Source organism: Micromonospora sp. NPDC049679 (assembly GCF_040659735.1).
GTDB lineage: Bacteria > Actinomycetota > Actinomycetes > Mycobacteriales > Micromonosporaceae > Micromonospora_I.
Map to the genome: position 1 here is coordinate 102,312 of NZ_JBFANZ010000010.1, position 22,685 is coordinate 124,996.

General features: G+C 71.8%; 27 protein-coding genes. 20 read left to right on the forward strand and 7 right to left on the reverse strand.

Annotation, left to right across the window (positions count from 1 at the left end; all coding sequences use genetic code 11):
- Window positions 1–134: 134 nt before the first annotated feature.
- The 11 genes from rpsP (at window position 135) to AB0J06_RS09415 (ending at window position 6,998) form a co-directional block, all read left to right on the forward strand.
- Entirely contained in the window at window positions 135–629 is a 495-nt protein-coding gene (rpsP, locus tag AB0J06_RS09365) for a 30S ribosomal protein S16 (protein WP_357426432.1), read from the forward strand.
- Entirely contained in the window at window positions 604–864 is a 261-nt protein-coding gene (locus AB0J06_RS09370) for an RNA-binding protein (protein WP_357426527.1), read from the forward strand. The genes rpsP and AB0J06_RS09370 overlap by 26 nt, the downstream gene beginning before the upstream one ends.
- Window positions 864–1,421 (forward strand): ribosome maturation factor RimM, encoded by a 558-nt coding sequence (gene rimM / locus AB0J06_RS09375; RefSeq protein ID WP_357426434.1) that lies wholly within the window; start codon window positions 864–866, stop codon window positions 1,419–1,421. Before AB0J06_RS09370 ends, rimM begins: the two co-directional genes overlap by 1 nt.
- A gap of 17 nt (window positions 1,422–1,438) precedes the next feature.
- The gene (trmD, locus tag AB0J06_RS09380; RefSeq protein WP_357426529.1) at window positions 1,439–2,212 is read left to right on the forward strand and encodes a tRNA (guanosine(37)-N1)-methyltransferase TrmD; all 774 of its coding nucleotides are present in this window, start codon (window positions 1,439–1,441) and stop codon (window positions 2,210–2,212) included.
- A gap of 122 nt (window positions 2,213–2,334) precedes the next feature.
- The gene (rplS, locus tag AB0J06_RS09385) at window positions 2,335–2,691 is read left to right on the forward strand and encodes a 50S ribosomal protein L19 (RefSeq protein WP_357426436.1); all 357 of its coding nucleotides are present in this window, start codon (window positions 2,335–2,337) and stop codon (window positions 2,689–2,691) included.
- A 191-nt stretch (window positions 2,692–2,882) separates the two neighbouring features.
- Window positions 2,883–3,806: a signal peptidase I gene (gene lepB / locus AB0J06_RS09390; RefSeq protein WP_357426438.1), complete on the forward strand. Its 924-nt coding sequence runs from the start codon at window positions 2,883–2,885 to the stop codon at window positions 3,804–3,806.
- Complete coding sequence (lepB, locus tag AB0J06_RS09395; protein WP_357426440.1) at window positions 3,803–4,441, forward strand: signal peptidase I; 639 nt, start codon at window positions 3,803–3,805, stop codon at window positions 4,439–4,441. The genes lepB (AB0J06_RS09390) and lepB (AB0J06_RS09395) overlap by 4 nt, the downstream gene beginning before the upstream one ends.
- A gap of 44 nt (window positions 4,442–4,485) precedes the next feature.
- On the forward strand, window positions 4,486–5,001 hold the full coding sequence (locus AB0J06_RS09400; RefSeq protein WP_357426442.1) for an NUDIX domain-containing protein: 516 nt from the start codon (window positions 4,486–4,488) through the stop codon (window positions 4,999–5,001).
- Between the two features lies 1 nt (window position 5,002).
- Window positions 5,003–5,815: a ribonuclease HII gene (locus AB0J06_RS09405; RefSeq protein WP_357426444.1), complete on the forward strand. Its 813-nt coding sequence runs from the start codon at window positions 5,003–5,005 to the stop codon at window positions 5,813–5,815.
- Window positions 5,812–6,135, forward strand: a complete 324-nt coding sequence (locus AB0J06_RS09410; protein ID WP_011905215.1) for a DUF2469 domain-containing protein — start codon at window positions 5,812–5,814, stop codon at window positions 6,133–6,135. Before AB0J06_RS09405 ends, AB0J06_RS09410 begins: the two co-directional genes overlap by 4 nt.
- Before the next feature lie 260 nt (window positions 6,136–6,395).
- Window positions 6,396–6,998, forward strand: a complete 603-nt coding sequence (locus AB0J06_RS09415; RefSeq protein WP_357426531.1) for a peptidoglycan DD-metalloendopeptidase family protein — start codon at window positions 6,396–6,398, stop codon at window positions 6,996–6,998.
- Here the strand turns inward: AB0J06_RS09415 and AB0J06_RS09420 are convergent.
- The 3 genes from AB0J06_RS09420 to AB0J06_RS09430 all read right to left on the reverse strand — a co-directional run bounded on the left by AB0J06_RS09420 (window position 6,883) and on the right by AB0J06_RS09430 (window position 9,368).
- Complete coding sequence (locus tag AB0J06_RS09420) at window positions 6,883–8,073, reverse strand: aminotransferase class V-fold PLP-dependent enzyme (RefSeq protein WP_357426446.1); 1,191 nt, start codon at window positions 8,071–8,073, stop codon at window positions 6,883–6,885. The two genes, AB0J06_RS09415 and AB0J06_RS09420, sit on opposite strands and share 116 nt — an antisense overlap.
- 46 nt (window positions 8,074–8,119) lie before the next feature.
- Window positions 8,120–9,061, reverse strand: a complete 942-nt coding sequence (locus AB0J06_RS09425) for a tyrosine recombinase XerC (RefSeq protein WP_357426448.1) — start codon at window positions 9,059–9,061, stop codon at window positions 8,120–8,122.
- A gap of 97 nt (window positions 9,062–9,158) precedes the next feature.
- Entirely contained in the window at window positions 9,159–9,368 is a 210-nt protein-coding gene (locus AB0J06_RS09430; RefSeq protein WP_357426450.1) for a hypothetical protein, read from the reverse strand.
- A 269-nt stretch (window positions 9,369–9,637) separates the two neighbouring features.
- Between AB0J06_RS09430 and AB0J06_RS09435 the strand changes: the two genes are divergently transcribed.
- Complete coding sequence (locus AB0J06_RS09435) at window positions 9,638–10,420, forward strand: GntR family transcriptional regulator (protein WP_357426452.1); 783 nt, start codon at window positions 9,638–9,640, stop codon at window positions 10,418–10,420.
- Window positions 10,421–10,451: 31 nt separating this feature from the next.
- On the opposite strand, the gene AB0J06_RS09440 is transcribed toward AB0J06_RS09435, so the two are convergent.
- From AB0J06_RS09440 to AB0J06_RS09450, 3 genes are all read right to left on the reverse strand, one after another.
- On the reverse strand, window positions 10,452–11,648 hold the full coding sequence (locus AB0J06_RS09440) for a DNA-processing protein DprA (RefSeq protein WP_357426454.1): 1,197 nt from the start codon (window positions 11,646–11,648) through the stop codon (window positions 10,452–10,454).
- Window positions 11,649–11,664: 16 nt separating this feature from the next.
- Window positions 11,665–13,182: a YifB family Mg chelatase-like AAA ATPase gene (locus AB0J06_RS09445; RefSeq protein ID WP_357426456.1), complete on the reverse strand. Its 1,518-nt coding sequence runs from the start codon at window positions 13,180–13,182 to the stop codon at window positions 11,665–11,667.
- Between the two features lie 61 nt (window positions 13,183–13,243).
- Window positions 13,244–13,603, reverse strand: coding sequence for a YraN family protein (locus tag AB0J06_RS09450; protein ID WP_357426532.1), 360 nt, complete (start codon window positions 13,601–13,603; stop codon window positions 13,244–13,246).
- A gap of 208 nt (window positions 13,604–13,811) precedes the next feature.
- On the opposite strand from AB0J06_RS09450, the gene AB0J06_RS09455 reads away from it, so the two are divergent.
- The 8 genes from AB0J06_RS09455 to AB0J06_RS09490 all read left to right on the forward strand — a co-directional run bounded on the left by AB0J06_RS09455 (window position 13,812) and on the right by AB0J06_RS09490 (window position 22,348).
- A complete protein-coding gene (locus tag AB0J06_RS09455; RefSeq protein WP_357426458.1) occupies window positions 13,812–14,978 on the forward strand; it encodes a hypothetical protein in 1,167 nt (388 codons plus the stop codon).
- Window positions 14,979–15,418: 440 nt separating this feature from the next.
- Window positions 15,419–16,282 carry a 30S ribosomal protein S2 gene (rpsB, locus tag AB0J06_RS09460; RefSeq protein WP_357426461.1) on the forward strand — a complete coding sequence of 288 codons (864 nt, stop codon included), beginning with the start codon at window positions 15,419–15,421 and terminating at the stop codon, window positions 16,280–16,282.
- 147 nt (window positions 16,283–16,429) lie between these two features.
- Complete coding sequence (gene tsf / locus AB0J06_RS09465) at window positions 16,430–17,260, forward strand: translation elongation factor Ts (RefSeq protein ID WP_357426463.1); 831 nt, start codon at window positions 16,430–16,432, stop codon at window positions 17,258–17,260.
- Window positions 17,261–17,427: 167 nt separating this feature from the next.
- The gene (gene pyrH, locus AB0J06_RS09470; RefSeq protein ID WP_357426534.1) at window positions 17,428–18,186 is read left to right on the forward strand and encodes a UMP kinase; all 759 of its coding nucleotides are present in this window, start codon (window positions 17,428–17,430) and stop codon (window positions 18,184–18,186) included.
- Between the two features lie 198 nt (window positions 18,187–18,384).
- A complete protein-coding gene (frr, locus tag AB0J06_RS09475; protein ID WP_357426465.1) occupies window positions 18,385–18,942 on the forward strand; it encodes a ribosome recycling factor in 558 nt (185 codons plus the stop codon).
- Entirely contained in the window at window positions 18,942–20,108 is a 1,167-nt protein-coding gene (locus AB0J06_RS09480) for a phosphatidate cytidylyltransferase (protein ID WP_357426468.1), read from the forward strand. The genes frr and AB0J06_RS09480 overlap by 1 nt, the downstream gene beginning before the upstream one ends.
- Window positions 20,109–20,235: 127 nt before the next feature.
- The gene (gene rlmN / locus AB0J06_RS09485) at window positions 20,236–21,369 is read left to right on the forward strand and encodes a 23S rRNA (adenine(2503)-C(2))-methyltransferase RlmN (protein WP_357426470.1); all 1,134 of its coding nucleotides are present in this window, start codon (window positions 20,236–20,238) and stop codon (window positions 21,367–21,369) included.
- 37 nt (window positions 21,370–21,406) lie between these two features.
- Window positions 21,407–22,348 (forward strand): DivIVA domain-containing protein, encoded by a 942-nt coding sequence (locus AB0J06_RS09490; RefSeq protein WP_357426472.1) that lies wholly within the window; start codon window positions 21,407–21,409, stop codon window positions 22,346–22,348.
- 74 nt (window positions 22,349–22,422) lie between these two features.
- Here AB0J06_RS09490 and AB0J06_RS09495 read toward each other — a convergent pair whose 3' ends face one another.
- Complete coding sequence (locus AB0J06_RS09495; protein WP_357426474.1) at window positions 22,423–22,644, reverse strand: DUF2631 domain-containing protein; 222 nt, start codon at window positions 22,642–22,644, stop codon at window positions 22,423–22,425.
- Window positions 22,645–22,685 lie beyond the last annotated feature (41 nt).

Genomic DNA, 22,685 nt, shown 5'->3' on the forward strand with positions numbered 1-22,685 from the left:
CGGCGCCCTCTAACCCGAACGCGTCGCTAGTCCACCCGAGCAGTCTCCGGCCCAAACCCCACTGTGCCGGTCGACTCTCACCCGCCCCACCGCCCGTTCGGGTTGGTGAGAATCGCAACAGGAGCGAAAACACCGTGGCCGTAAAGATCCGGCTCCTGCGGATGGGCAAGATCCGCAACCCGCAGTACCGCATCGTCGTCGCCGACTCGCGCACCAAGCGTGACGGCCGGGCGATCGAGTTCGTCGGGATCTACCAGCCGAAGGAGCACCCTTCGGTGATCGAGGTCGTCTCGGACCGGGTCCAGTACTGGCTCTCCGTCGGCGCGCAGCCGAGCGAGGCCGTTCAGCGCCTGCTGGAGAAGACCGGCGACTGGCAGAAGTTCAAGGGTCTGCCGGCCCCGCCGCCGCTCCTGGTCGCGCCCGAGCGCGCCGACCGCAAGGCGGCCTACGAGGCCGAGGCGCGGGCCGCTGCCGGGCTCGCCGAGGCAGCGCCGGCCAAGCCGGTGAAGAAGGCCGCTGAGAAGAAGAAGACCGAGCCGGCTGCCGAGGCTCCCGCCGCCGAGGCTCCGGCGCAGACCGAAAAGCAGACCGGTGAGCAGGCCGCTGCGGACTCCGCCGAGCAGGCCTGACGTGGCAGTCCGGCCGGCATTGGAGCATCTGGTCAAGGGCATCGTCGATCACCCCGACGACGTGCGGGTCCGCATGGTCGACTCGCGCAGGGGCAACCGCCTCGAGGTGCGCGTTCACCCGGAGGACCTGGGCACGGTGATCGGGCGCGGTGGGCGCACCGCCAAGGCGCTGCGCCAGGTGATCGGGTCGGTCGGCGGGCGCGGCGTGCGCGTCGACATCGTCGATTCCTACTGATGCTCCTTTTCGTCGGCCGGATCGGCCGTCCGCACGGTCTTCGCGGTGAGCTCACCGTGGAAGTGCGGACGGACGAGCCCGAAGAACGGTTCGCCGTCGGGTCGGTGTTGATCACCGACTCGACGGCGGTGCCCGCCGCGGAGCCCGGCGGGGACGAAACCCACCGGGTACGGGTGCCGGAGCGCCTCACCATCGAGTCGGTCCGTTGGCACCAGGGTCGCCCCCTCGTGCTCTTCGAGGGTGTATACGACCGCGATGTGGCCGAGGCGATGCGCGGGGTCCTGCTCGCGGTGGACAGCGCCGAGGTGGCGCCGCCGAGCGATCCGGACGAGTTCAACGACCACCAGTTGGTCGGGCTGGCCGCCGTCAGCCCCGCAGGGGAGCCGCTGGGCGAGGTGACGCGCATCGAGCACGCTCCCTCGTCCGACCTGCTCGTGCTGCGTCGTCCCGATGGACGTACCGCGCTGGTCCCGTTCGTGAAGTCGATCGTGCCCGAGGTTGATCTGGCCGCCGGCCGGGTCGTGGTCGACGCTCCGGAGGGGCTACTCGACCTGTGAACCCGCCGCACGCCCCGATGCGGATCGACATCGTCACGATCTTCCCGGAATACTTCAGCCCGCTCGACCTGTCGTTGATCGGCAAGGCCCGTCGCAACGGGCTGCTCGATCTCGCCGTCCACGACCTGCGGACGTGGACCCGCGATGTGCACCGCACCGTCGACGACACACCGTACGGCGGCGGTCCCGGCATGGTGATGCGGCCGGAGCCGTGGGGCGAGGCGCTGGATGCCCTGGCGCCCACCGACGCCCCTCCGCCGCGGTTGGTGGTGCCCACCCCGGCCGGCGCGCGGTTCAGTCAGGGGCTCGCCCACGAGCTTGCGGCGGAGCCGCGGCTGGTGTTCGCCTGTGGCCGCTACGAGGGCATCGACCAGCGCGTGCTCGACGACGCCGCGACCCGGATGCCGGTCACCGAGGTCTCGCTCGGCGACTACGTGCTCTTCGGTGGCGAGGTCGCGGTCCTGGTGATCCTGGAGGCGGTGATCCGGTTGCTGCCCGGCGTGCTCGGCAACGCCGGCTCCCTCGACGAGGAGTCGCACGCCCACGGCCTGCTCGAAGCGCCGGTCTACACCAAGCCGCCGGCGTGGCGCGACCACGAGGTGCCGGAGATCCTGCGGTCGGGCGACCACGGGAGGATCGCGCGCTGGCGCCGCGACGAGGCGTTGTTACGTACCGCACAGCGGCGTCCCGACCTGCTCGCCCTGCTCCCCGCGGGCGCGCTCGACAAGCGGGACGTCGCGGTGTTGGCCGGGGCCGGATTTCAGGTCCCGCCCGACGATATGGCAAAGTAGTGGGGTTGCCGCAGACGACCGCGCCGCGGCCGGCTGCGAGGATCTTCAGAACCGGTGGAGATCAGAACCATCCATTCGCGTACCGATGATCGGTGCGCTTTGAGTATCACAAGGATGCAGCGATGAACACGCTGGACGCTCTCGACGCCCAGTCGCAGCGGACCGACCTCCCGGCCTTCCGCGCAGGCGACACGCTCAAGGTGCACGCCCGGGTCATCGAGGGAAACCGCTCCCGCGTCCAGGTCTTCCAGGGCGTCGTGATCCGTCGCCAGGGTTCCGGCCTGCGCGAGACCTTCACCGTCCGCAAGGTGAGCTTCGGTGTCGGCGTTGAGCGGACCTACCCGATCAACAGCCCCGGCATCGACCGGATCGAGGTCGTCACCCGTGGTGATGTCCGTCGCGCCAAGCTCTACTACCTCCGTGAGCTCCGCGGCAAGAAGGCGAAGATCAAGGAGCTGCGCGAGGCCAGGGTCAGCTGAGCCTGCTGACCAGCTCACCCGAGCCTGGGACTGCCGCTCCGGCCGTGCGCCAATTACGCTGGCCGCAGTGACAGACGGCGAACGCTACGGCCACGACACGCGTCGTGGCGGCGGGACACAAGTGCGCTACCGCCCGTGGCACCTCGATAGAGACGCCCCGGGCGGTAGCGCTGTATCTCGGGACCGGGGAGATGCGTAGCGTGTATCGAGAAAACGACGTCGACCCATGGGGACGCCGGCCGCAGCGGGCGGAGCCTCCGCCGCGCAAGCGCAAGCAGATGCCGTTGTGGCAGGAACTGCCGCTGTTGCTCATCGTGGCGTTCTGCCTCGCGGTGCTCATCCGCACCTTCCTCCTGCAGGCCTTCTTCATCCCGTCGGGATCGATGGAGGACACGCTGCTCATCGGTGACCGCGTGCTGGTGAACAAGGTCGTCTACGACGTGCGTGACCCGGTGCGGGGCGAGGTCGTGGTCTTCCGCGGCACCGATCGGTGGGCGCCCGAGCAGTTGGACGAGCCGGAGCAGGGATTCGTCGGCAAGCTGGGACGCACCGTCGGCGACCTCGTGGGCGTGAGCCGCCCCGGCGAGAAGGACTTCATCAAGCGGGTCGTCGGGATCCCCGGCGACCGGGTGAAGTGTTGTGACGACCGGGGACGGGTGACGGTCAACGGTCAGCCGCTCGACGAGCCGTACGTCCTGGAGAACTCCGACCTGGACGTGCCGCCCAGCCCTCGGGAGTGCCGTTCGCGCCGGTTCGACGAGGTGGTGGTCGAGCCGGGCCAGCTCTTCGTGATGGGCGACCATCGGCTGGTCTCGCAGGATTCGCGCTGCCAGGGGCCGGTGCCGATCGACAATGTGATCGGGCGGGCGTTCGTGATCGTCTGGCCGCAGGGGCGTTGGGACGGGCTCTCGGTGCCGGCGACGTTCGACCGGATGCCCAAGGCCGCCGCCGCGCCCGCTCCGGGGCACCCCCCCGCCGTTCCCGACGAAGGGGGACGTCACGTTCCCGCCGGAGGGGGAGGAATAGCTGTTGTCCTCCCAATTCTGGGGTCTTTGCTCGTAACCGCGCGTTCCCGATCACGGTTTCCAGTCCGGCGTCGTAGGCTCCGTCCGTGATTGACGAGCAGACCGATAAGCGGGCCAATTCGTTCTGGCGCGAACTCCCGATCCTGCTGGGCGTGGCGGTTCTCGTCGCGGTCCTGGTGCGCGCCTTCGTCCTGCAGACCTTCTACATCCCGTCGCCGTCGATGGAACACACCCTCGACATCAACGACAAGGTGCTCGTCAACAAGCTCGTCTACGATTTCCGCTCCCCGGACCGGGGCGAGATCATCGTCTTCCGTGCCCCGTCCGAGTGGCGCAGCAACCCCAAGGGCGAAGACTTCATCAAGCGGGTCATCGGGGTCGGCGGGGACCGGGTGCAGTGCTGTGACGCCCAGCAGCGACTGATGATCAACGGACATCCGATCGATGAGCCGTACATCTACGCCGAGGACGGGGTCCACGACGCCGCCGCGGACCAGCCGTTCGATATCACGGTGCCCAAGGGGCGGCTCTGGATGATGGGCGACCACCGGTCGGCCTCGGGTGACTCGCTTGAACACTGGGAGCGGACCAACGACATCCAGGTCGCCACGGTGCCGGAGGATGCCGTGGTGGGGCGCGCCTTCGTGGTGTTCTGGCCGTTCGGACGGGCCAAGTGGCTCTCCGTACCGGATTCGTTCGCGTCGGTCCCCAAACCGCAGGATTGACCACGGGCGCGACCCCACGCCGGACGAGGTCCTAGGCTGGTCCGGTGACGGACGCCGCGTTCAGCCCACCGCTGCCCCCTGGCGGGCAGGCGTGGATTCCGCGGCGCGCCGCCCGTGTGTTGCTGCTCGACGGCGCGGACCGCGTCCTGATGTTCCACGGCTTCGACCCCGCCCGGCCGACGCACCTCTTCTGGTTCACCCCCGGCGGCGGGTTGGACGCGGGCGAACCGTGGGCGCTGGGCGCGGCGCGCGAGTTGGCCGAGGAGACCGGGCTGCGCCTGGAGCCCGGGCAGTTGGGCGCACCGGTCTGGCGCGATGTGACCGAGTATTCGTTCGACGGGCGGTGGTACCGGCAGGAGCAGGAGTTCTTCCTCGTCCGGGTGCCCACGTGGGAGGTCGACACCGCCGGCTTCGACGAGGTGGAGCGGGACACGGTCGACGGCCACCGCTGGTGGACCATCGAGGAGTTCGACGTGACGGACGAACGGTTCTATCCCCTGGAACTGCCGTCGCTGCTCCGTCAACTGCAGAACTGTTCGCCGACGCTGGGGAGGGAGTGACGTGCTGACCCCGCCGCGCACCGTGGTCCGCCGCGAAGGTGGCCTGTACGCGTTGGAGCGTGCGCTCCAACGGCGCGGCTTCCGGCATGTGGCCGGGGCGGACGAGGCCGGCCGGGGAGCGTGCGCCGGCCCGTTGGTCGCCGCCGCCGTGGTGCTGCCCGAGGGGCGGCGCGGCGAGGTCGAGGGGCTGGCCGACTCGAAGCTGCTCACCCCGGCGACCCGCGAGCGGATCTACGACGAGGTCGTCTCACGCGCGCTCGCGTACGCGGTCGTGGTGGTGCCGGCCCACGAGGTGGACGCGCGCGGCCTGCACGTGTGCAACCTGGCCGCGATGCGTCGCGCGCTCGCCTCGCTCGGCACCCGTCCCGAGTACGTGCTGACCGACGGGTTCGGCGTCGACGGCCTCGGGGTGCCGGGGCTCGCGGTCTGGAAGGGAGACCAGGTGGCCGCCTGCGTCGCGGCCGCCAGCGTGCTGGCGAAGGTCACCCGGGACCGGATCATGGTTGAGCTCGATGGGGATTTCCCGGGTTACGGCTTCGCGGAGCACAAGGGATACATCACCCCGGTGCACACTGCGGCGTTGGAGCGGCAGGGGCCGTGCGCGGAACATCGCTTCTCGTACATCAACGTGGCGACCGTGTCCGGACGGGCCGGGCGGCCGCCCAGGGCGCGCCGGCCCGAGACGATCGGCGTGCCTGAGGCGGTAGGGCGGCCGGGGCCAGCAGGGGGTACCGTCGGCGTGGCGTTGGGCGAGCAGCTACGCCAGCCGACGCCAGTGGGGGAAGATGTTGCCATGGAAGGCGGAGTGCGATGAGCGCGGAAGATCTCGAGAAGTATGAGACCGAGATGGAGCTGCAGCTCTACCGGGAATACCGCGACATCGTCCGTCAATTCTCGTACGTCGTGGAGACCGAGCGCCGGTTCTACCTCGCGAACCAGGTTGACCTGCATGTGCGCAACTCGGACGGCGAGGTCTACTTCGAGGTCGAGATGCACGACGCCTGGGTGTGGGACATGTACCGTCCCGCCCGGTTCGTCAAGAACGTCCGTGTGATGACGTTCAAGGACGTCAACGTCGAAGAGCTCGAAAAGCCCGACATCTCACTCCCTGCGGACTCCGGCTTCGGCAGCTGACCCACCACTCTCCGGACAACCGCGACCGTCACCCCAACGGGGGAATTTCGCACTGTCGCGCCGGCCCCACGGACATAGCAGATCATCTGATTCTCCGGGCGTTTTCCACACCGACGTAGCTGTCCACAGGACCGGGCCGCGTCGATTGCGCCCGAGGTTCCCCGGGCGACAGGCTGCGAGTCATGACGCGGTACGGGAAAGCTCTGCCCATCCTGCTCGCGGTGCTCACCGGCGCGTCCCCGCCGCTCGCGGCTCCTCGGATGACAACCGACGGGCCGACGCGGGTGTCGCCGGCCGCCGCGAATCCGGCGCGACCCGCCGAGGCTGCGTCCGCCACCCCGGTGTCCCGCTTCCGCTGGCCGCTGGACGGCGCGCCGCGCCTGGTCCGCCGCTTCGACCCGCCGCCCCAGCCGTGGTCGCCCGGACACCGCGGTGTCGACCTGGCCGCGCCACCCGGCGCGGTGGTCCGTGCCGCCGGCGACGGGGTCGTGCTCTTCGTCGGGCGGATCGCCGGCCGCGGGGTGGTCAGCGTGCAGCACGCCGGCGGGCTGCGCTCCACGTACGAGCCGGTGGGATCCGGGGTCACGGCCGGTGCGCGCGTGACCGCCGGCGCCCCGCTCGGCGTCCTCGCGGCGGGACACCCCGGCTGCCCGGCGCCGGCGTGCCTGCACTGGGGGTTGCGTCGCGGCGCGAGCTACCTCGATCCGCTGTTCCTGCTCGGACTCGGCCGGGTCCGACTGCTGCCGCTCAGCGCAGCGCGGCGAGCAGTTGGGGCAGGCGCTGGGCCAGCCGCACATAGTCGTCGGCGCGGTTGTAGACCTGGCCGCAGAGGCGGAGCCAGCCCCGACCGCCCCACGCGCTGACGCCGACCTCGGTGGTGAGCGCATCGGCGATGCGGAGCCGCAGCGCGACGGCATCGGCCATCGTGGTGACCAGGCCCTCGGGGAGCGGGATGAGTCGCATGGCGACCGTCGGTCCGCCGGGGTCGGGCAGCTCGGCCGGCGAGAGGTGGAGCGCCTCACCCACGACCCGTTGCCCGTACGCGGCGAGCGCGGCATTGTGCGCGCGCACCCGATCGACGCCGAGGGTGCGCAGGGTGAAGAGTCCGGTCGGCGCCGCCAACCACGACGTGTAGTCGAGCGTCCCCTGCCACTCGACCCGCAGCGGGAAACCCGTCGCCTGCTCCCACGAGACGACGAGGGGCTCGATCCGGTCCCGCCACCGGGGCGCCACCGCCAGCAGCGCGGTGCCGCGCGGCGCGTACGCCCACTTGTGGAAGTTGCCGACCCAGAAGTCGGCCCCGAGCGCGTCGACGGCGACCGGCAGCATGCCGGGCGCATGCGCCGCGTCGACCAGCACCGGCACATCGTGCTCGCGGGCGGTGGCGACGATGACCGCCGTCGGGAAGAGCCGGGCGGTGGGGGAGGTGAGCTGATCGATGATGAGCAGCTTGGTGCGCCCGGGACGCAGCCCGGCGCGCACGATCGCGACGACCTCGTCATCGGCGGCGGCCAGCGGGACGTGCACGGTGCGCGCGGTGGCCCCGGTGCGCCGGCACTCCCGCTCGACGGCGAAACCCACCGCGCCGTAACCGTGGTCGGTGAGTAGCACCTCGTCGCCGGGGCGCAGGCCCAGGGACTGCAGCACGATCGCGGCGCCGGTGGTGGCGTTGCCGACGAGGGCGCTGCCGTCGGGGTCCGCGCCGAGAAACGACGCCAGGTGGCGTCTGGTGTGCACGATCCGGTCGACGAGCCCCTGGGTGAAGAAGCGCATCGGGTTGCTGTCCATCTCGTCGCGCAGCCGCTGCTGCGCGCGCTGCACGCCGACCGGCACGGCGCCGAACGAGCCGTGATTGAGGTGGGCGGACGAGGTGTCGAGGGAGAAGAGCAGTCGCGCGCCGGGAATCGGCTCGGGCGGTTGCGGCTCTGGGGCGCTCACGGGCGTGATCCTACGGCCCGGTCGCCCGCCGTCGCGTCAGCCGCGGTCATGCCCGCGGGTGGGCCTGGCGGTAGGCGCTGCGCAGTCGCTCGACGGAGACATGGGTGTAGAGCTGGGTGCTGGAGAGCGAGGCGTGTCCGAGCAGCTCCTGCACCGCCCGCAGGTCGGCGCCGCCTTCAAGGAGATGGGTGGCCGCCGAGTGCCGGAGCCCGTGCGGGCTGATGTGCGGCAGGCCGACGGCCCGGGCGTACCCGCTGACGATGCGCCGCGCGATGGTCGGCTGCAGCCGACCGCCGCGGGCCCCGAGTAGCAGCGCGTCGCCGCTGTCCGGCCCGACGAGGGAGGCCCGCCCCAGCCGCAGCCAGTCGTCGATGGCCTGCTCGGCGGGGAGCCCGTAGGGCACCGACCGCTCCTTGTCGCCCTTGCCGATCACCCGGACGACGTGCCGTGCCCGGTCGACGTCCGCGATGTCCAGGCCGCACAGCTCACTGACCCGGATGCCGGTGGCGTAGAGCAGTTCGAGCACGGCCCGGTCGCGCAGCAGGACCGGCGACGCTTCGTCGCCGGGCGCCACCACCAGCTCGGCCGCCTGGTCCACCCGGAGCACCGTGGGCAGCTCGCGGTGGCCTTTCGGACTGGCGAGCTGCGCGCCGACATCGGTCGCGAGCAGACCCCCGCGATGCGCCCACGCGCTGAACGTGCGGGCCGAGGCCGCGCGACGGGCCAGGGACGCCCGAGCGGCCCCGACGGTGCGCAGCTTCGCCAGCCAGCTGCGCAGGACGGTGATGTCGAGCTCGTCGGGAGCGCCGCAACCCATCCGGGCCGCGTGGTCGAGCAGCGAGACCGCGTCGCCGACGTAGGCCCGTACGGTGTGCACCGACCGGTTCTCCACCACGGACAGATGTCGGGCGAAGTCGTCGACGGCGTCACGCATCGCGGCGGGCAGCGCCTCGTGCGTCTCCTGGGTGGTGGGGCTGCGGTGGGTCATCAGTGTGACCGTGCGGGGTGAGCCACGCACGCGTCAAGGCGGCGCGCGCGCGGGGCCGGTGGAATCGGGCGGCGGCCAGGAAAGGCGCGTCGGACGGCTACGAGTCCGCTGGCGGACCGCCCGACCGGTGTTTCTGACCGCGGGTCAGCAGGGGACGGACCTGCGGCTGGGGAACGGTCGGCTCGGTCGCCCACGCGGGGCGGTCATCGAGATGCCCGTACGCGCCGGCGCGGTGCGGGTAGGAGGTCGCCGGGCCGACGGCGTCGATCGGTTTGTCGCGTCGCAGGAACCATTTCCACCACGGCATCGCCTCGCCCTTCGTGGGTGGGAGCGGCGGCCCGCGGCACGGGGGAAGCCGCGGACCGCCGCACCCGATCTGGTGGACACGACGTAGCCGGGTCGCTGCTGCCGCGTCGGGACCGCGTCGTCAGGTGAGCTTCGGAGCGACCGGCCGGCACGCCTACCCCTAGGTCACTGTCCGTACCGGTCGCACAATCAACCGTACACTCATCTATATCACTCGTCCAGATGAGACCGTCGACTGAGATGGCGGTGTTCCGGGGTACCGTGATCGGCGTGCCTACCCCGCACCCAGTGCGACCCCGCTACCGGATGGTCGCCGACGAACTGCGCCACAGGATCGAGGCCGGCGCGATTCCGCCCGGATCGCTGCTCCCCTCGGAAACCACGCTGATGGACGAATTCGGCGTCTCGCGCGGCACCGTCCGGGAGGCGATCGGTCTGCTCCGCGCCGACGGAATGATCGTCACGGAGCACGGCCGGGGCAGTTACGCCCGTCCGCTCATGCCGGTGCGACGGGTCGGCTCCGAGCGCTACCGCCGTGAGCTGTACCAGCTCCGCGGCGACCGCCTGCCCGAGACGTCGTTCACCGTCGACCATGACCTGCCGTGGGCCGACTACCAGCTGGAGAAGGACTTCCGCGAGCTGCCAGCCCCGCCGGAGCTCGCCGAGCTGTTCGATGTGGAGCCCGGAACGCCGCTCCTGGAGCGTCGCTTCGTGTTCCGGGCGCACGGTGTGCCGCAGCAGATGTCGACCTCCTGCCTGCTGCTCGACATGGTGGCCGGCACACCCGTCGCGGACCCGGAGCGCGAGCCGTGGCCCGGGGGGAACACCGCCCAGCTCTACACCCTCGGCATCACGGTCACCGGCATCCGCGAGCGCGTGCGCGCCCGCATGCCGGCCGCCGACGAACGGGCCACGCTGCGACTCCCGTCGGGCGTCCCGGTCATCACCGTGACCCGTCAGACGTACGCGGGTGACCGGGTGGTCGAGGTGGCGACCGACATCGTGATCCCCGCGGACCGGGTGGAGCTGGACTACTGGATCGACATCGGCTGACCGCGACCGCACCTCGGTGCCGCGCGGCGATTCACGTCGACATGACATCGCGGGCCTTCCGTGGCGTCGGCGCCAGCGCGTACGCCCCGTCCCGGCGTACGAGCAGGCCGAGCGTTTCCAGCAGGGACAGCTTGCGCAGGGCGGCACGGACATCGACGCCGGCGCGGGCGGCGAGCGCGTCCGGGCCGATGAAGCCGCGTCCCGGCATCGCCTCCAGGACCCGCGCGGACTCGTCGTCGAGCTGATCGCGCGGATGCTGCGGGCCGCGCGCCGGCGGGGCGAGATCGGCGCCGATCCGGCCGACCTCCTCCAGCACGTGCGGCACACCGGTGACCACCCGGGCGTGCGGTTCCTCGCGGAGCAACTCGTGCGCCCCGACCGACATCGCGGAGGTCACGGGGCCGGGCACCACCATCCCGCGGCGCCCGATCGACAGCGCGCGGCGCATGGTCTGCGTGGCTCCGCTACGGGCCGCGGCCTCGACCAGCACCGTGCCGCAGGTCGCGGCGGCGATCACCCGGTTGCGGATCAGAAAGCGGTGCCGCAGCGGCTCCGCGCCGGGCAGCCACTCGCTGACCAGCAGGCCGGTCTCGGCGATCTGATCGAACAGAGCCGTGTTGCTGACCGGATAGGGACGGTCCAGGCCGCAGGCGAGCACCGCGACGGTCAGGCCGCCGGCGGTCAGCGCGCCGCGGTGGGCGGCCGCGTCGATCCCGTACGCCCCGCCGGAGACCACCGTCCATTCCCGTTCCGCGAGTCCGTAGCCGAGTTCGGTCGCGACATGGATGCCGTACGGGGTGGCGGCCCGGGAGCCGACCACCGCGACCGACCGTTCCAGCGCCGCGCTCACCGGCCACCGGCCACGCGCCCACAGACACAACGGAGGGGCCGTCTCCTGATCGACCTTCCGCTCCGCGCTCGTCAGCCTCAGCCTTTCCAGATCGGCGACCCGGACCGGCCACTCCTCGTCCTCCGGAATCACCACCCGGGCGCCGAGCCGCTCGGCCCGGGCAAGGGCCGCCTCGGCGACCGCGTACGGATCGCCGGCCGCCAGCCGTGCCGTCACGGCCGACCGCACGGCCGGTTCCGGCACCTCGCCGCGGACCAGCCGGCCCAGCGCCTCCGTCGCGCCGACGCTGCCCACGAGGCGATGCACGACATGGGTGCCGGGCTCGGTCAGCCAGGCCAGCGCCGCCCGGGCCAGTCGTATCTCGTCTCTGTCCGTCATGACATCTCTCTCCTCGTCAGCTCTGTCCGGTGCGCAGCTGCACCGCTTCGTCCACGTCGGATCCGTCGGGGCGGTCCCGGCCGTCGAGGTCGGCGATGGTCCAGGCCATCCGGAGGATCCGGTCGAAGCCGCGGGCGGAGAGCGCGCCGCTGTCGAGGCGGCCGCGCAGGGCGCGGGTGTCGGCGGCGCGCAGCTGCCACGGCGGGCGACGCAGTTCGGGACCGGGCACCAGCGCGTTGACCTGCCAACCGCGCGCGGCCCACCGGGCGGCCGCCGTGGCGCGGGCCGCGGCGACCCGTGCCGCGACCACGGCGGACGGTTCGGCGGGCGCACCGGCGGCCATCAGCTCGGCCGCCCGCAGTGGGGTGAGCGTCACCTGGACGTCGATGCGGTCGAGCAACGGTCCGGAGAGCCGCCCCAGGTAGCGGCGGCGGGCCAGCGGGCTGCACTCGCAGTACGTGTCGCCCGCCGGTTTGGCGCACGGGCAGGGGTTGGCGGCGAGCACGAGTTGCAGCTGGGCCGGATACTCCGTCGCGCCCTGCGTCCGGGTCAGCAGCACCCGCCCGTTCTCCAACGGCTGGCGTAGCCCTTCGAGCGCGCGGACGCTGAACTCGGGGGCCTCGTCCAGGAAGAGCACGCCCCGGTGGGCCAGCGAGACGGCGCCCGGTCGGGCGAGTCCCGAACCGCCACCCACGAGCGACGCGACGGTGGCGCTGTGGTGGGGCGCCTGGAATGGCGGCCGTCGCAGCAGCCGTCCGCCGGGCGGTAGCGCGCCGGCGACCGAGTGCAGCGCGGTGACCTCGAGCGATACCTCGTCGTCGAGCTCGGGAAGGATCGACGGCAGGCGCTCGGCCAGCATCGTCTTGCCCGCCCCGGGCGGTCCGAGCAGCGCCACGTGGTGGGCGCCGGCCGCCGCGACCTCCAGTGCCCGACGCCCCAGCCCCTGGCCGGCGACGTCTGCGAGATCCGGCCCCTCCGTCTCCGCCGGTGGGTCCTGCGGTGGCGCGTCCAGCAACCGGCCGCCCTCGCGGACGAAGGCCACGAGCCGGTGCAACGTGTCGACGGCCCGCACCCGTACGCCGGGCACGACGGCGGCCTCCCGGGCGTTGTGCAGCGGCACCACGACCCGGGTGATCCCGGCCCGCGCGGCGGCGGCGACCATCGGCAGCACACCCCGGATCGGTCGGACCGTCCCGTCCAACCCGAGCTCGCCGAGAATGACCACCTGTTCGAGGGGCGCCAGCGGCAGCTCTCCGGCGCTGCCGAGCAGCGCGGCGGCGATCGCGAGATCGAACGCTGAGCCGAACTTCGGCAGTGTGGCGGGCAGCAGGTTGACCGTGATGCGCCGGTTGGGCCAGCTCTGGCCGGAGTTGACGATGGCGGCGCGTACCCGGTCACGCGCCTCGCTCAGCGCGGTGTCCGGCAGCCCGGAGAGGACCACCGCGGGGAGCCCGGCGGAGAGGTCCGCCTCGACCTCCACCACGTGGCCGGTGACTCCCACCAGGCCGACGCAGAGCACCTTGGCGTAGCTCATGAGCGCTCCGCCGCGTGCCGGCCGGCCCGCCCGGGGCCGTGCGTCTTCGTGCCCCTGACCATCAGAACGCTCCCTGGATGTGGTCGATCCGGGCCGCCCCCCGGCGCTGCGGCAGCACCGAGACGACGTCGAAGCGCACCTCACGCGGGCGGGTGCCGGTGGTCACGAGCCATCGGGCGGCGAGCTGACGCAGCCGCCGTGCCTTGCTCCCCACGACCGCCTCGGCCGGCGCGCCGTAGGAGCTGCCCCGCCGCGTCTTCACCTCGCAGAAGACGATGACGTCGCCGTCCCACGCGATGATGTCGATCTCGCCCTGCGCGCAGCGCCAGTTTCGGGCCACGATCCGGAGCCCCGTCCCTGCCAGGTGCTGTGCGGCGCGACGTTCGCCGTACGCCCCGACCGCCTGTCTCGCCAACGTCATGGCGAGACCGTGGCGCACCAGCGGCGGCGTGGGGAAGGCCTCGATGATCGACATGTGGACAACGGGGTCCCCTGTGGACAGCCGGACGATCATCCCGTGCGCGTGCTATGGGGGCGCGCCCGGCCCGAACCGGAAAAGTCGGGGGGAACACGGCATCACGGTCAGCCGGCTGGCGGTCGGCGCCGCAGGTCGCATACGGTGCCCGTCCGTGAACGCACATCGCGACTTCCCCGACGACACCGAGCCGCGCTGGCACGCCGGCGACCGCCCGTACGGCGAGCAGGAGTGGCGCAGCGACGACCGCTACGCCGGGACCGGGCCGAGCGACGGCTCGCCGGGGGAGAGCCGCTACGCCACCCTGAATGTCTCCACCGACCGGTACGGCGCCGCGTACGCGGCGGACCGGACCGGTGTCGACGGCCGCTACGGCGACCCCGAACCGTGGCGTGCCGAGCCCGAGCTCCCGCCGTCCTCCTTCGAGGTCACCGAGGCGTTGACGGAATCCCGCCGGAGTTATGCGGAGCCGGGCCGCGGCGTCGAGGATGACGGACGGCCGCTCCTCCTCGACAACCTCCGGCCGACGCCGGCGAGCGCGGCGACCGAGCCGGGACGGGCGTCGGTCGCCCCCGGCCGTGCCGTACTCGAAGCAGTGCCCGTGCCGCTGCCCGGTGGGCGCGGGACGGTCGGCGCCGAGCGGGCGGCAGCGGAGGAGCGGCAGCCGGTTCCGGACCCCGTACCCGTGTCGGTGGAGCCGGAGCGGGCCGTCGAGCCGGCACGCGCCGGCGGGCCCGGGTTCGGCGGGGTGGCCGCGCGCCCGACGGCCGCGTCCGCGTTCGACCCCCCGGTGTCGGCCGGAGCGGCGCCGGTCTTCGAGTCCGCGCCGCCGCTGGACGCCCATCGGGTCCAGGCCGCGCCCGACGTGACGCGTTCTCTGCAGATGCCGACCGGGCCGGTCGGGACGCTGCACCCGCGACCCGCCGAGGAACCCGCCCGCGATGCCTTCTTCCCCGAGGCGATGGACCGTTCGGCTCCCCGCCGCGCGCCCGTCTCCGGCGCGCCGGTGGGCGACGGCATCTACCGCACCCGACGGCCGGGACTGGCCGTCCTGTTCACGATCCTGGTGATCGTTCTGGAGCTGCCGGCGCTCCGGGTGCTCCTCGGCGCCGCGCTCGGTGACCGGATCTCCGCCGCGGGCGTCGTCTCGGGGACGTTCCTCGTGCTGGGTCTGCCCGCCTTCGGGGTGGGGCTCTACGCGCTGGCGACCGGAGCCGCGCGGTCGGCCGACGCGGACGGCCGGGGGTGGCTGCGCCCACCGACGGCCTACCTCACGGTCGGGCTCGTCCTCTTCGTGGCCGCCGCGCTCGCCGCGCGCTGAGCGGACCCCGCGCCGCGCTCGCCGCGCGCGCTGAGCGGACCCCGCGCCGCGCTCGCGGTCACCCACGACGATCAAGGGATTCCTCGTCGATCAAGGGCGTATGCACGCGATCGGAGATCAAACCGTGCGCACACGTCCTTGATCGACGGGGCCGGCGACGGGCCGCCGACGGGGCTGCCGACGGGCGGCGACGGGGCGTTGGTCGGGGTACGGGGACGGCGGGTGGGCTGGCGTGATGGGTCGCACCGTGGGGCGTACACTTGGCAGCTGGCGACCGCCTCCGCGGTCGACCTCGCGTGCCTTCTCCGCGGCATTCCCGTGGAGCGACGGCCTCCCTGGTCCCGATCATGATCGGGCCCACCATGGCCGGCGACCAGGCGCCAGGACGCCCAGCCGGCCGGCCGGGCGAGACAACCAGGGAAAAAAGGGAGCATCCCACCATGGCCGTCGTAACCATGCGCCAGCTGCTGGAAAGCGGTGTGCACTTCGGGCACCAGACCCGGCGCTGGAACCCGAAGATGAAGCGCTTCATCTTCACCGAGCGCAACGGTATCTACATCATCGACCTGCGCCAGACGCTCGACTACATCGAGACGGCGTACCAGTTCATCCGCGGCACGGTGGCCGAGGGCGGCAGCATCCTCTTCGTCGGCACCAAGAAGCAGGCCCAGGAGGCGATCGCCGAGCAGGCGACGCGCGTCGGCCAGCCCTACGTCAACCACCGCTGGCTCGGCGGCATGCTGACCAACTTCCAGACGGTGTACAAGCGGCTGCAGCGGATGAAGGAGCTCGAGGCGCTCGGCGACCTCAGCGGCACCGCGCAGGGCTACACCAAGAAGGAGACCCTGCAGCTCTCGCGCGAGAAGATCAAGCTCACCCGCACCCTGGGTGGTCTGCGCGACATGCAGAAGGTTCCCGCGGCGATCTGGGTGGTCGACACCAAGAAGGAGCACATCGCCGTCGACGAGGCCCGGAAGTTGGGCATTCCGGTCATCGCGGTGCTCGACACCAACTGCGACCCCGATGAGGTCGACTTCCCGATCCCGGGTAACGACGACGCGATCCGCTCGGCCGAGCTGCTGACCAAGGTCGTGGCGGCCGCGGTCGCCGACGGCCTGATCGCCCGTTCGGGCAAGCAGCGCGGCACGGACCAGAAGCCGGAGCCCGGCGTGGTCGCCGGCGACGAGCCGATGGCCGAGTGGGAGCGCGAGCTGCTCGAGGGCCCGGACAAGAAGACCACCGAGCCCGCTGCTGAGCCGGCGGCAGAGCCGGTTGCTGAGCCGGCGGCGGTCGCAGCCGAGTGACCTCGCGGTGAGGGTCCGCCGAGCGGGCAGGCGCCCGGCGCCCCGCCGGCCGGCGGACCCGACACCCGGTGCGAGGCGCAGCGCGCCCCGATCCGGGTAGCCCGTAAAGACACCCACCCAGCCGCCCCACAGACCGAAGAGAGAGTAATGTCCAACTTCACCGCCGCGGACGTCAAGAAGCTCCGGGACCTTACCGGCGCCGGCATGATGGACTGCAAGAAGGCGCTCGAGGAGGCTGCGGGCGACTTCGACAAGGCTGTCGAGATCCTTCGCGTCAAGGGCGCCAAGGATGTCGGCAAGCGGGCCGGGCGCACCGCCGCCAACGGCCTGGTCGCGCACTCCGGCAAGGCGCTGCTCGAGCTCAACTGCGAGACCGACTTCGTCGCCAAGACCGCCGACTTCATCGCGCTCGCGCAGCAGCTCGTCGAGCACGGTGAGCAGGCGGGGGTGACGAGCGCCGAGGCGCTGCTCGCCTCGACCCTGGCCGACGGGCGCACCGTCGCCGACGTCATCCAGGAGCAGTCCGCGAAGATCGGCGAGAAGCTGGTGCTCAACCGCTTCGCCGTGCTCGACGGCAACACCGCGGTCTACCTGCACCGCAAGAGCCAGGACCTGCCGCCGGCGGTCGGCGTGCTCGTGGAGTACACCGGCAAGTCCGACGAGGCGGCCGACGCCGACGCGCGCGGCGTGGCGATGCAGATCGCCGCGATGCGGCCGAAGTACGTCACCCGCGACGAGGTGCCGGCGGAGACCGTGGAGTCCGAGCGGCGCATCGCCGAGCAGACCGCGCGCGAGGAGGGCAAGCCGGAAGCGGCGATGCCCAAGATCATCGAAGGTCGGGTCAACGCCTTCTTCAAGGACTTCGTCCTGATCGAGCAGGCGTCGGTCTCCGACAACAAGAAGTCGGTCAAGCAGGTGCTCGCCGAGGCGGGCATCGAGGTGACCCGGTTCGTGCGCTTCGAGGTCGGCCAGGCCTGAGGCGAGCCCTGAAACGGCACGGCGCCGATCGGCGCCGGCCTGCCAGGTTAGGACCATCCGAGGAGGCCGACGGTGTACGTGACACGCACCGCGGCCTCCTCGTTCCATAGTGTGGGCTGGGCGGCGGGCATGCCCGCGAAGGAGAGGCGGGTCGGATGACGCAGCTGATGAGCGACCAGACCGCGGCGGCGGAGGACGACCCCACCGCGCCGCCGCCCGGACGCTCCCGACGGGTGGTGCTCAAGCTCTCCGGCGAGGTCTTCGGCGGTGGGGCGATCGGCGTCTCGCCCGACGTCGTCCAGGCCATCGCCCGGCAGATCGCGACCGTGGTCCGGCGTGGGATCCAGGTCTCCGTGGTGGTCGGCGGCGGCAACTTCTTCCGGGGCGCCGAGCTGCAGAAGCGCGGCATGGACCGGGCCCGCGCCGACTACATGGGCATGCTCGGCACGGTGATGAACTGCCTGGCCCTGCAGGACTTCCTGGAGAAGGAGGGCATCGAGACGCGCGTGCAGAGCGCGATCACGATGGCCCAGGTGGCCGAGCCCTACATTCCGCTCCGCGCCATCCGGCACCTCGAAAAGGGCCGTGTAGTGATCTTCGGTGCGGGGGCCGGCATGCCGTTCTTCTCCACCGACACGGTCGCGGCCCAGCGCGCGTTGGAGATTCACGCCGACGTGGTGCTGATGAGCAAGAACGGCGTCGACGCGGTCTACACCGCCGATCCGCGCACCGACCCCGACGCCCGCAAACTCGATTCGATCACCTTCTCCGAGGCGCTGCGCCGGGGGCTGCGGGTCGCGGATGCGGCGGCGTTCAGCTTGTGTATGGAAAACGGGCTCCCCATGCTGGTGTTCGGTGCGCAGGGCGACGACACTATCGTCCGGGCCGTCGGGGGCGAGCGGATCGGCACATTGATCACGGCGTAGGCCGTGGTCGACGTGCCGGGCACGGCGTGAGCCGTCGCCGGACGCCCGGGTGGCCGGCGCGTGCCGGTGCGGACCGCCAGCCGCAGCGGCACCGCGCCGTCGGCAACCGACAGCGCGGCCCGAGCGTGACCATCGAGCAGGACACGGCCAACCGGCCTTTGTGGGACAACGAGGCATCAGAAGGAGGCGACGGAGCAGGTGATCGACGACACGCTGCTTGAGGCCGAGGAGAAGATGGATCGCGCGGTCGAGCACGCCAAGGAGGAGTTCGCTGCGATCCGGACCGGTCGGGCGACTCCGGCGATGTTCTCCAAGGTCATCATTGATTACTACGGCACCCCCACGCCGCTGACCCAGATGGCCTCCGTCGGCATCCCCGAGCCGCGGATGGCGATCATCAAGCCGTACGACGCGTCGCAGCTCCATGTGATGGAGAAGGCGATCCGGGACTCGGACCTGGGCGTCAACCCCAACAACGAGGGCACGCAGCTGCGTATCCTGCTCCCGCAGATGACCGAGGAGCGGCGCCGCGACATGATCAAGGTCGCGCGCGGCAAGGGCGAGGACGCCAAGGTCGCCATCCGCAACGTGCGACGCCGGGCCAAGGAAGAACTGGACCGCATCGTCAAGGACGGCGAAGCGGGTGAGGACGAGGGACGCCGCGCCGAGAAGGAGCTGGACGACGTCACCCACCGCTACGTCACCAACATCGACGACCTGGTGAAACACAAGGAAACCGAGCTGCTCGAGGTCTGATGTCATACCCCGACCCCTACGGCAGCGACGAGCGCGACGTTCGGCATGGGGCGCGGCACACCGGTGCCGCGCCCGATCCGTACCCGCCGTACGCCGACTACGACTCCGGAGGGCCCTACGCCGCCTCCGGCGCCGAGACCCGCCACCCCGGTCACGGTCTGTCCCCGTACCCCCTGACGGACACCGTTCTGGACGGGCCCGGCGGCTCCGACGAGCCCGAGACCGCCGGCTGGCCGCTGCTGGACGCCGACCCCGAGCCCAGGCCACCGCGCGCCCCCGGCCGGCGTCGCGCCGGCGCCCGGCGTCGCGGTCCGGCCCCGGCGACCGGGACCGAAGCGTCCCCGGTCAAGCCGCCCAGCCGCGCCGGACGCAACCTGCCGGCGGCGATCGGCGTCGGCGCCTCGCTGGTCGCGGTCATCCTCGCCTCGCTCTTCTTCTGGCCGCCCGCCTTCCTCGCGGTGCTCGCCGCCGCTGTCGGCATCGGGATCTGGGAGATGATCCGGGCCGTACGGACGAAGGGGGTGCGGCCGCCGCTGCTGCCGCTGCTCGGCGGTGGCCTGTTGATGATCGGCCTGGCCTGGTGGGCCGGGCCGGACGCGCTCTCCCTGGGCCTGATCGTCACGGTGCTCGCAACCCTTGTGTGGCGGCTCGCCGACGGTCCGGCGGGGTATCACCGGGACATCTCCGCGGCCACGCTGATCGCCGTCTACGTGCCGTTCCTCGCCGGCTTCGCCGCGCTGCTCGCCGTCCAACCCGACGGTGACCTGCGGGTGCTGGTCACGCTCGCCGCGGTCGTCCTCTCCGACACCGGCGGCTACGTGTCCGGCGTGTTCCTGGGCAAGCACCCGATGGCGCCCTCGGTCAGCCCGAAGAAGTCCTGGGAGGGTTTCGCCGGCTCGTTGCTGGCGACCGCGCTCGGCAGCGCGCTCCTGCTCTATCTGCTGCTCGACGTCGCCCCGGCCTGGGGTGCCCTGTTCGGGCTGGCGGTCTCGGTCGCGGCCGTCCTCGGCGACCTCGGCGAGTCAATGATCAAGCGGGATCTCGCTATCAAGGACATGAGTAATCTGCTGCCCGGACACGGTGGCCTGATGGACCGACTGGATTCGATCCTGTTCGCGCTCCCCACCTCATATCTCCTGCTGGCCCTCTTCGCGCCGGTCAGCTGAGACGCGCGGCTGGGACGGCGACAGGCGATACAGACCGACGGGGAAGACGCGGACGGGTGAGACGTGCCTGACCTCGGGACCCCGCGCCCCGTCGTTAACGGCCAACACGTGGGAGACTGGACCAGCTATGACGAGTCTGCCCCTGATCCCCACCAGCCCCGACGCCCCCATCGGTGGTCCCGCGCGCCGCGCCGCCATGCCGCCGCGACACCTCGCCGACCTTGACCTGGCCGGGCGCCAGGCGCTCGTCGCCGAGCTCGGAGAGCCCGCCTTCCGGGCGAAACAGCTCTCCAACCACTACTTCGGGCGGCTCGTCCGCGACCCGGGCCTGATGACCGACCTGCCGGCCGCCAGCCGGGACCGCCTCGCTGACCAGCTGATGCCCAAGCTCCTGACGCCCGTCCGCGAGATGGCCTGCGACGACGGGGCGACCCGCAAGGCGCTCTGGCGGCTGCACGACGGCTCCCTGGTGGAGAGCGTGCTGATGGGCTACCGGGACCGGATCACCGTCTGCATCTCCAGCCAGGCCGGCTGTGGCATGGCGTGCCCGTTCTGCGCCACGGGCCAGGCCGGGCTGACCCGCAATCTCTCCACAGCCGAGATCGTCGACCAGGCGGTCTACCTGGCGGGGGTCGCCGCTTCGGGCGCGGTCGCCGGTTCGCCGCCCCGGCTGTCGCACGTGGTGTTCATGGGAATGGGCGAGCCGCTGGCCAACTACTCGCGGGTCATCGCGGCGGTCCGTCGGCTCTGCGCCCCGGCGCCCGAAGGGCTCGGACTCTCCCAGCGGCATATCACAGTCTCGACCGTCGGGCTGGTGCCGGCGATCCGCCGGTTGGCCGACGAAGACCTCTCCGTGACCCTTGCGCTGTCGTTGCACGCGCCTGATGATGATCTGCGCGACGAACTCGTGCCGGTCAACCAGCGCTGGAAGGTAGCAGAGGTGTTGGACGCCGCGTGGGACTACGCGGGGCGTACGGGCCGGCGCGTGTCCATCGAATACGCAATGATCAGAGACGTGAACGACCAGCCGTGGCGCGCCGATCTGCTGGGCCGCCTGCTGGCCGGCAGGTTGACGCACGTCAACCTCATCCCGCTCAACCCGACTCCGGGCAGCCGCTGGGACGCCAGCCCGAAGCCGGTCGAGCGGGAGTTCGTCCGCCGGTTGCGGGAGGCCGGGGTGTCGACCACGGTGCGTGACACCCGCGGGCAGGAGATCGACGGTGCGTGCGGGCAGCTTGCCGCAGCGGAGGTCGCATCGTGAACAGACTTTGTGACGAGTGAGCGAACCAGGAGACATAGTGGCGAGTCAGGGTCAGCGTTTCCGGCGTAAAGCGCTCCGTCGGGGATACAAGGTGGACGAGGTCGACGCGTTCCTCGACCGCGTCGAGGCCACTCTCGCGGGTGAGTCCGTCGGCTCACCGGTGGCGTCCCAGGACGTTCACGACGTTGTTTTCCGGGTCCGGTTCAACGGCTACGACGAGTGGCAGGTCGACCTGCACCTGGACCGGGTCGAGCGCCAGCTCGCCGAGCTCGAGGAGCGGGGCGGCCCGAGCCGTGGCCCCGAGTCGCGGATGGCGCCGCCCGAGCGGATGGGGCCGCCGCCGGAGCGGATGGGTCCACCCATGCGCGACGATCGCGGCATGGCGCCCGTACCGCCCCCGCTGCCGCCGCGCCCGATGCCGGCCCAGGCCGGCCCGCCGCCCGAGCAGTACGGCCGCTACGACGAGCCGACCGGCGCGTTCGGCGGCGGCTACGACGACCCGCGCGGCGGTTACGACCGGCCGCCCGCGCCGGCCGGTCCGGGTGGACCCGGCGGCGGATTCGGCGGGCCGGACGAGCGCTTCGACGGCTTCGAGCCGAGTCGGCACGGCAAGATGGACATGACCGCGGAGATCCGCATGGGCGATCGTGACCCGCGTGTGCCCGGCATGGGCATGCCGCCCGTGGCCGGTCCGCCGATGGGCGGGGGCCCCGGGGTCGGCGGTGACCCGGCGATGCAGCGCGTGGACCAGATCCGCCGCACGTTCCAGGTGCGTCGCTTCGGCAGCGGCTACGACCCGATGCAGGTGGATCGCCTCTTCGAGGGGATCCTCAACGCGATGTCGGGGCGCGGGCCGATGCCGGTGAACGAGAACGACCTGGACACCCTGCACTTCGGGCTGGTCTCGGGGGGCTACTTCGAGGCCGAGGTCGACGCGGCGCTCAAAGAGGTCCAGGACATCCTGCTGCGCCGTCGCTGACGGGCAGTGACATGACGAGGGCCCGCCCGGAATATCCGGGCGGGCCCTCGTGCGTCTGCTGAGACCGGCGTTGGTCAGGAGCGCAGGCCGTTGCGGCGGAGCACGGCGTCGCCGATCACGATGGCCAGGAGCAGCAACGCGATGCTGACCAGCCAGATGTCTTCGACCCTGCCCTCGTGGTTGCCGATCGTCATGGCCAGCAGCACAAGCGCCGAGACGACCGCACCGATGCGTCCCGCCTTGCGGTTCCCCGGCTTCAGCTGGTCCGGCGAGGTTACCGGCTCGCTACCTGCCACTTTCGGTCCTTCCCTCTCGATCAGATCTCCGTTCAGTCTGG

Coding starts and splice junctions, on each gene's coding strand:
- rimM (WP_357426434.1), top strand. CDS start 864: ATGCTCCTTTTCGTCGGCCGGATCGGCCGTCCGCACGGTCTTCGCGGT.
- trmD (WP_357426529.1), top strand. CDS start 1,439: ATGCGGATCGACATCGTCACGATCTTCCCGGAATACTTCAGCCCGCTC.
- rplS (WP_357426436.1), top strand. CDS start 2,335: ATGAACACGCTGGACGCTCTCGACGCCCAGTCGCAGCGGACCGACCTC.
- lepB (WP_357426438.1), top strand. CDS start 2,883: ATGCGTAGCGTGTATCGAGAAAACGACGTCGACCCATGGGGACGCCGG.
- AB0J06_RS09410 (WP_011905215.1), top strand. CDS start 5,812: ATGAGCGCGGAAGATCTCGAGAAGTATGAGACCGAGATGGAGCTGCAG.
- AB0J06_RS09415 (WP_357426531.1), top strand. CDS start 6,396: ATGACAACCGACGGGCCGACGCGGGTGTCGCCGGCCGCCGCGAATCCG.
- AB0J06_RS09425 (WP_357426448.1), bottom strand. CDS start 9,061: ATGACCCACCGCAGCCCCACCACCCAGGAGACGCACGAGGCGCTGCCC.
- AB0J06_RS09430 (WP_357426450.1), bottom strand. CDS start 9,368: ATGCCGTGGTGGAAATGGTTCCTGCGACGCGACAAACCGATCGACGCC.
- AB0J06_RS09440 (WP_357426454.1), bottom strand. CDS start 11,648: ATGACGGACAGAGACGAGATACGACTGGCCCGGGCGGCGCTGGCCTGG.
- AB0J06_RS09445 (WP_357426456.1), bottom strand. CDS start 13,182: ATGAGCTACGCCAAGGTGCTCTGCGTCGGCCTGGTGGGAGTCACCGGC.
- AB0J06_RS09450 (WP_357426532.1), bottom strand. CDS start 13,603: ATGACGTTGGCGAGACAGGCGGTCGGGGCGTACGGCGAACGTCGCGCC.
- rpsB (WP_357426461.1), top strand. CDS start 15,419: ATGGCCGTCGTAACCATGCGCCAGCTGCTGGAAAGCGGTGTGCACTTC.
- tsf (WP_357426463.1), top strand. CDS start 16,430: ATGTCCAACTTCACCGCCGCGGACGTCAAGAAGCTCCGGGACCTTACC.
- pyrH (WP_357426534.1), top strand. CDS start 17,428: ATGAGCGACCAGACCGCGGCGGCGGAGGACGACCCCACCGCGCCGCCG.
- AB0J06_RS09480 (WP_357426468.1), top strand. CDS start 18,942: ATGTCATACCCCGACCCCTACGGCAGCGACGAGCGCGACGTTCGGCAT.
- rlmN (WP_357426470.1), top strand. CDS start 20,236: ATGACGAGTCTGCCCCTGATCCCCACCAGCCCCGACGCCCCCATCGGT.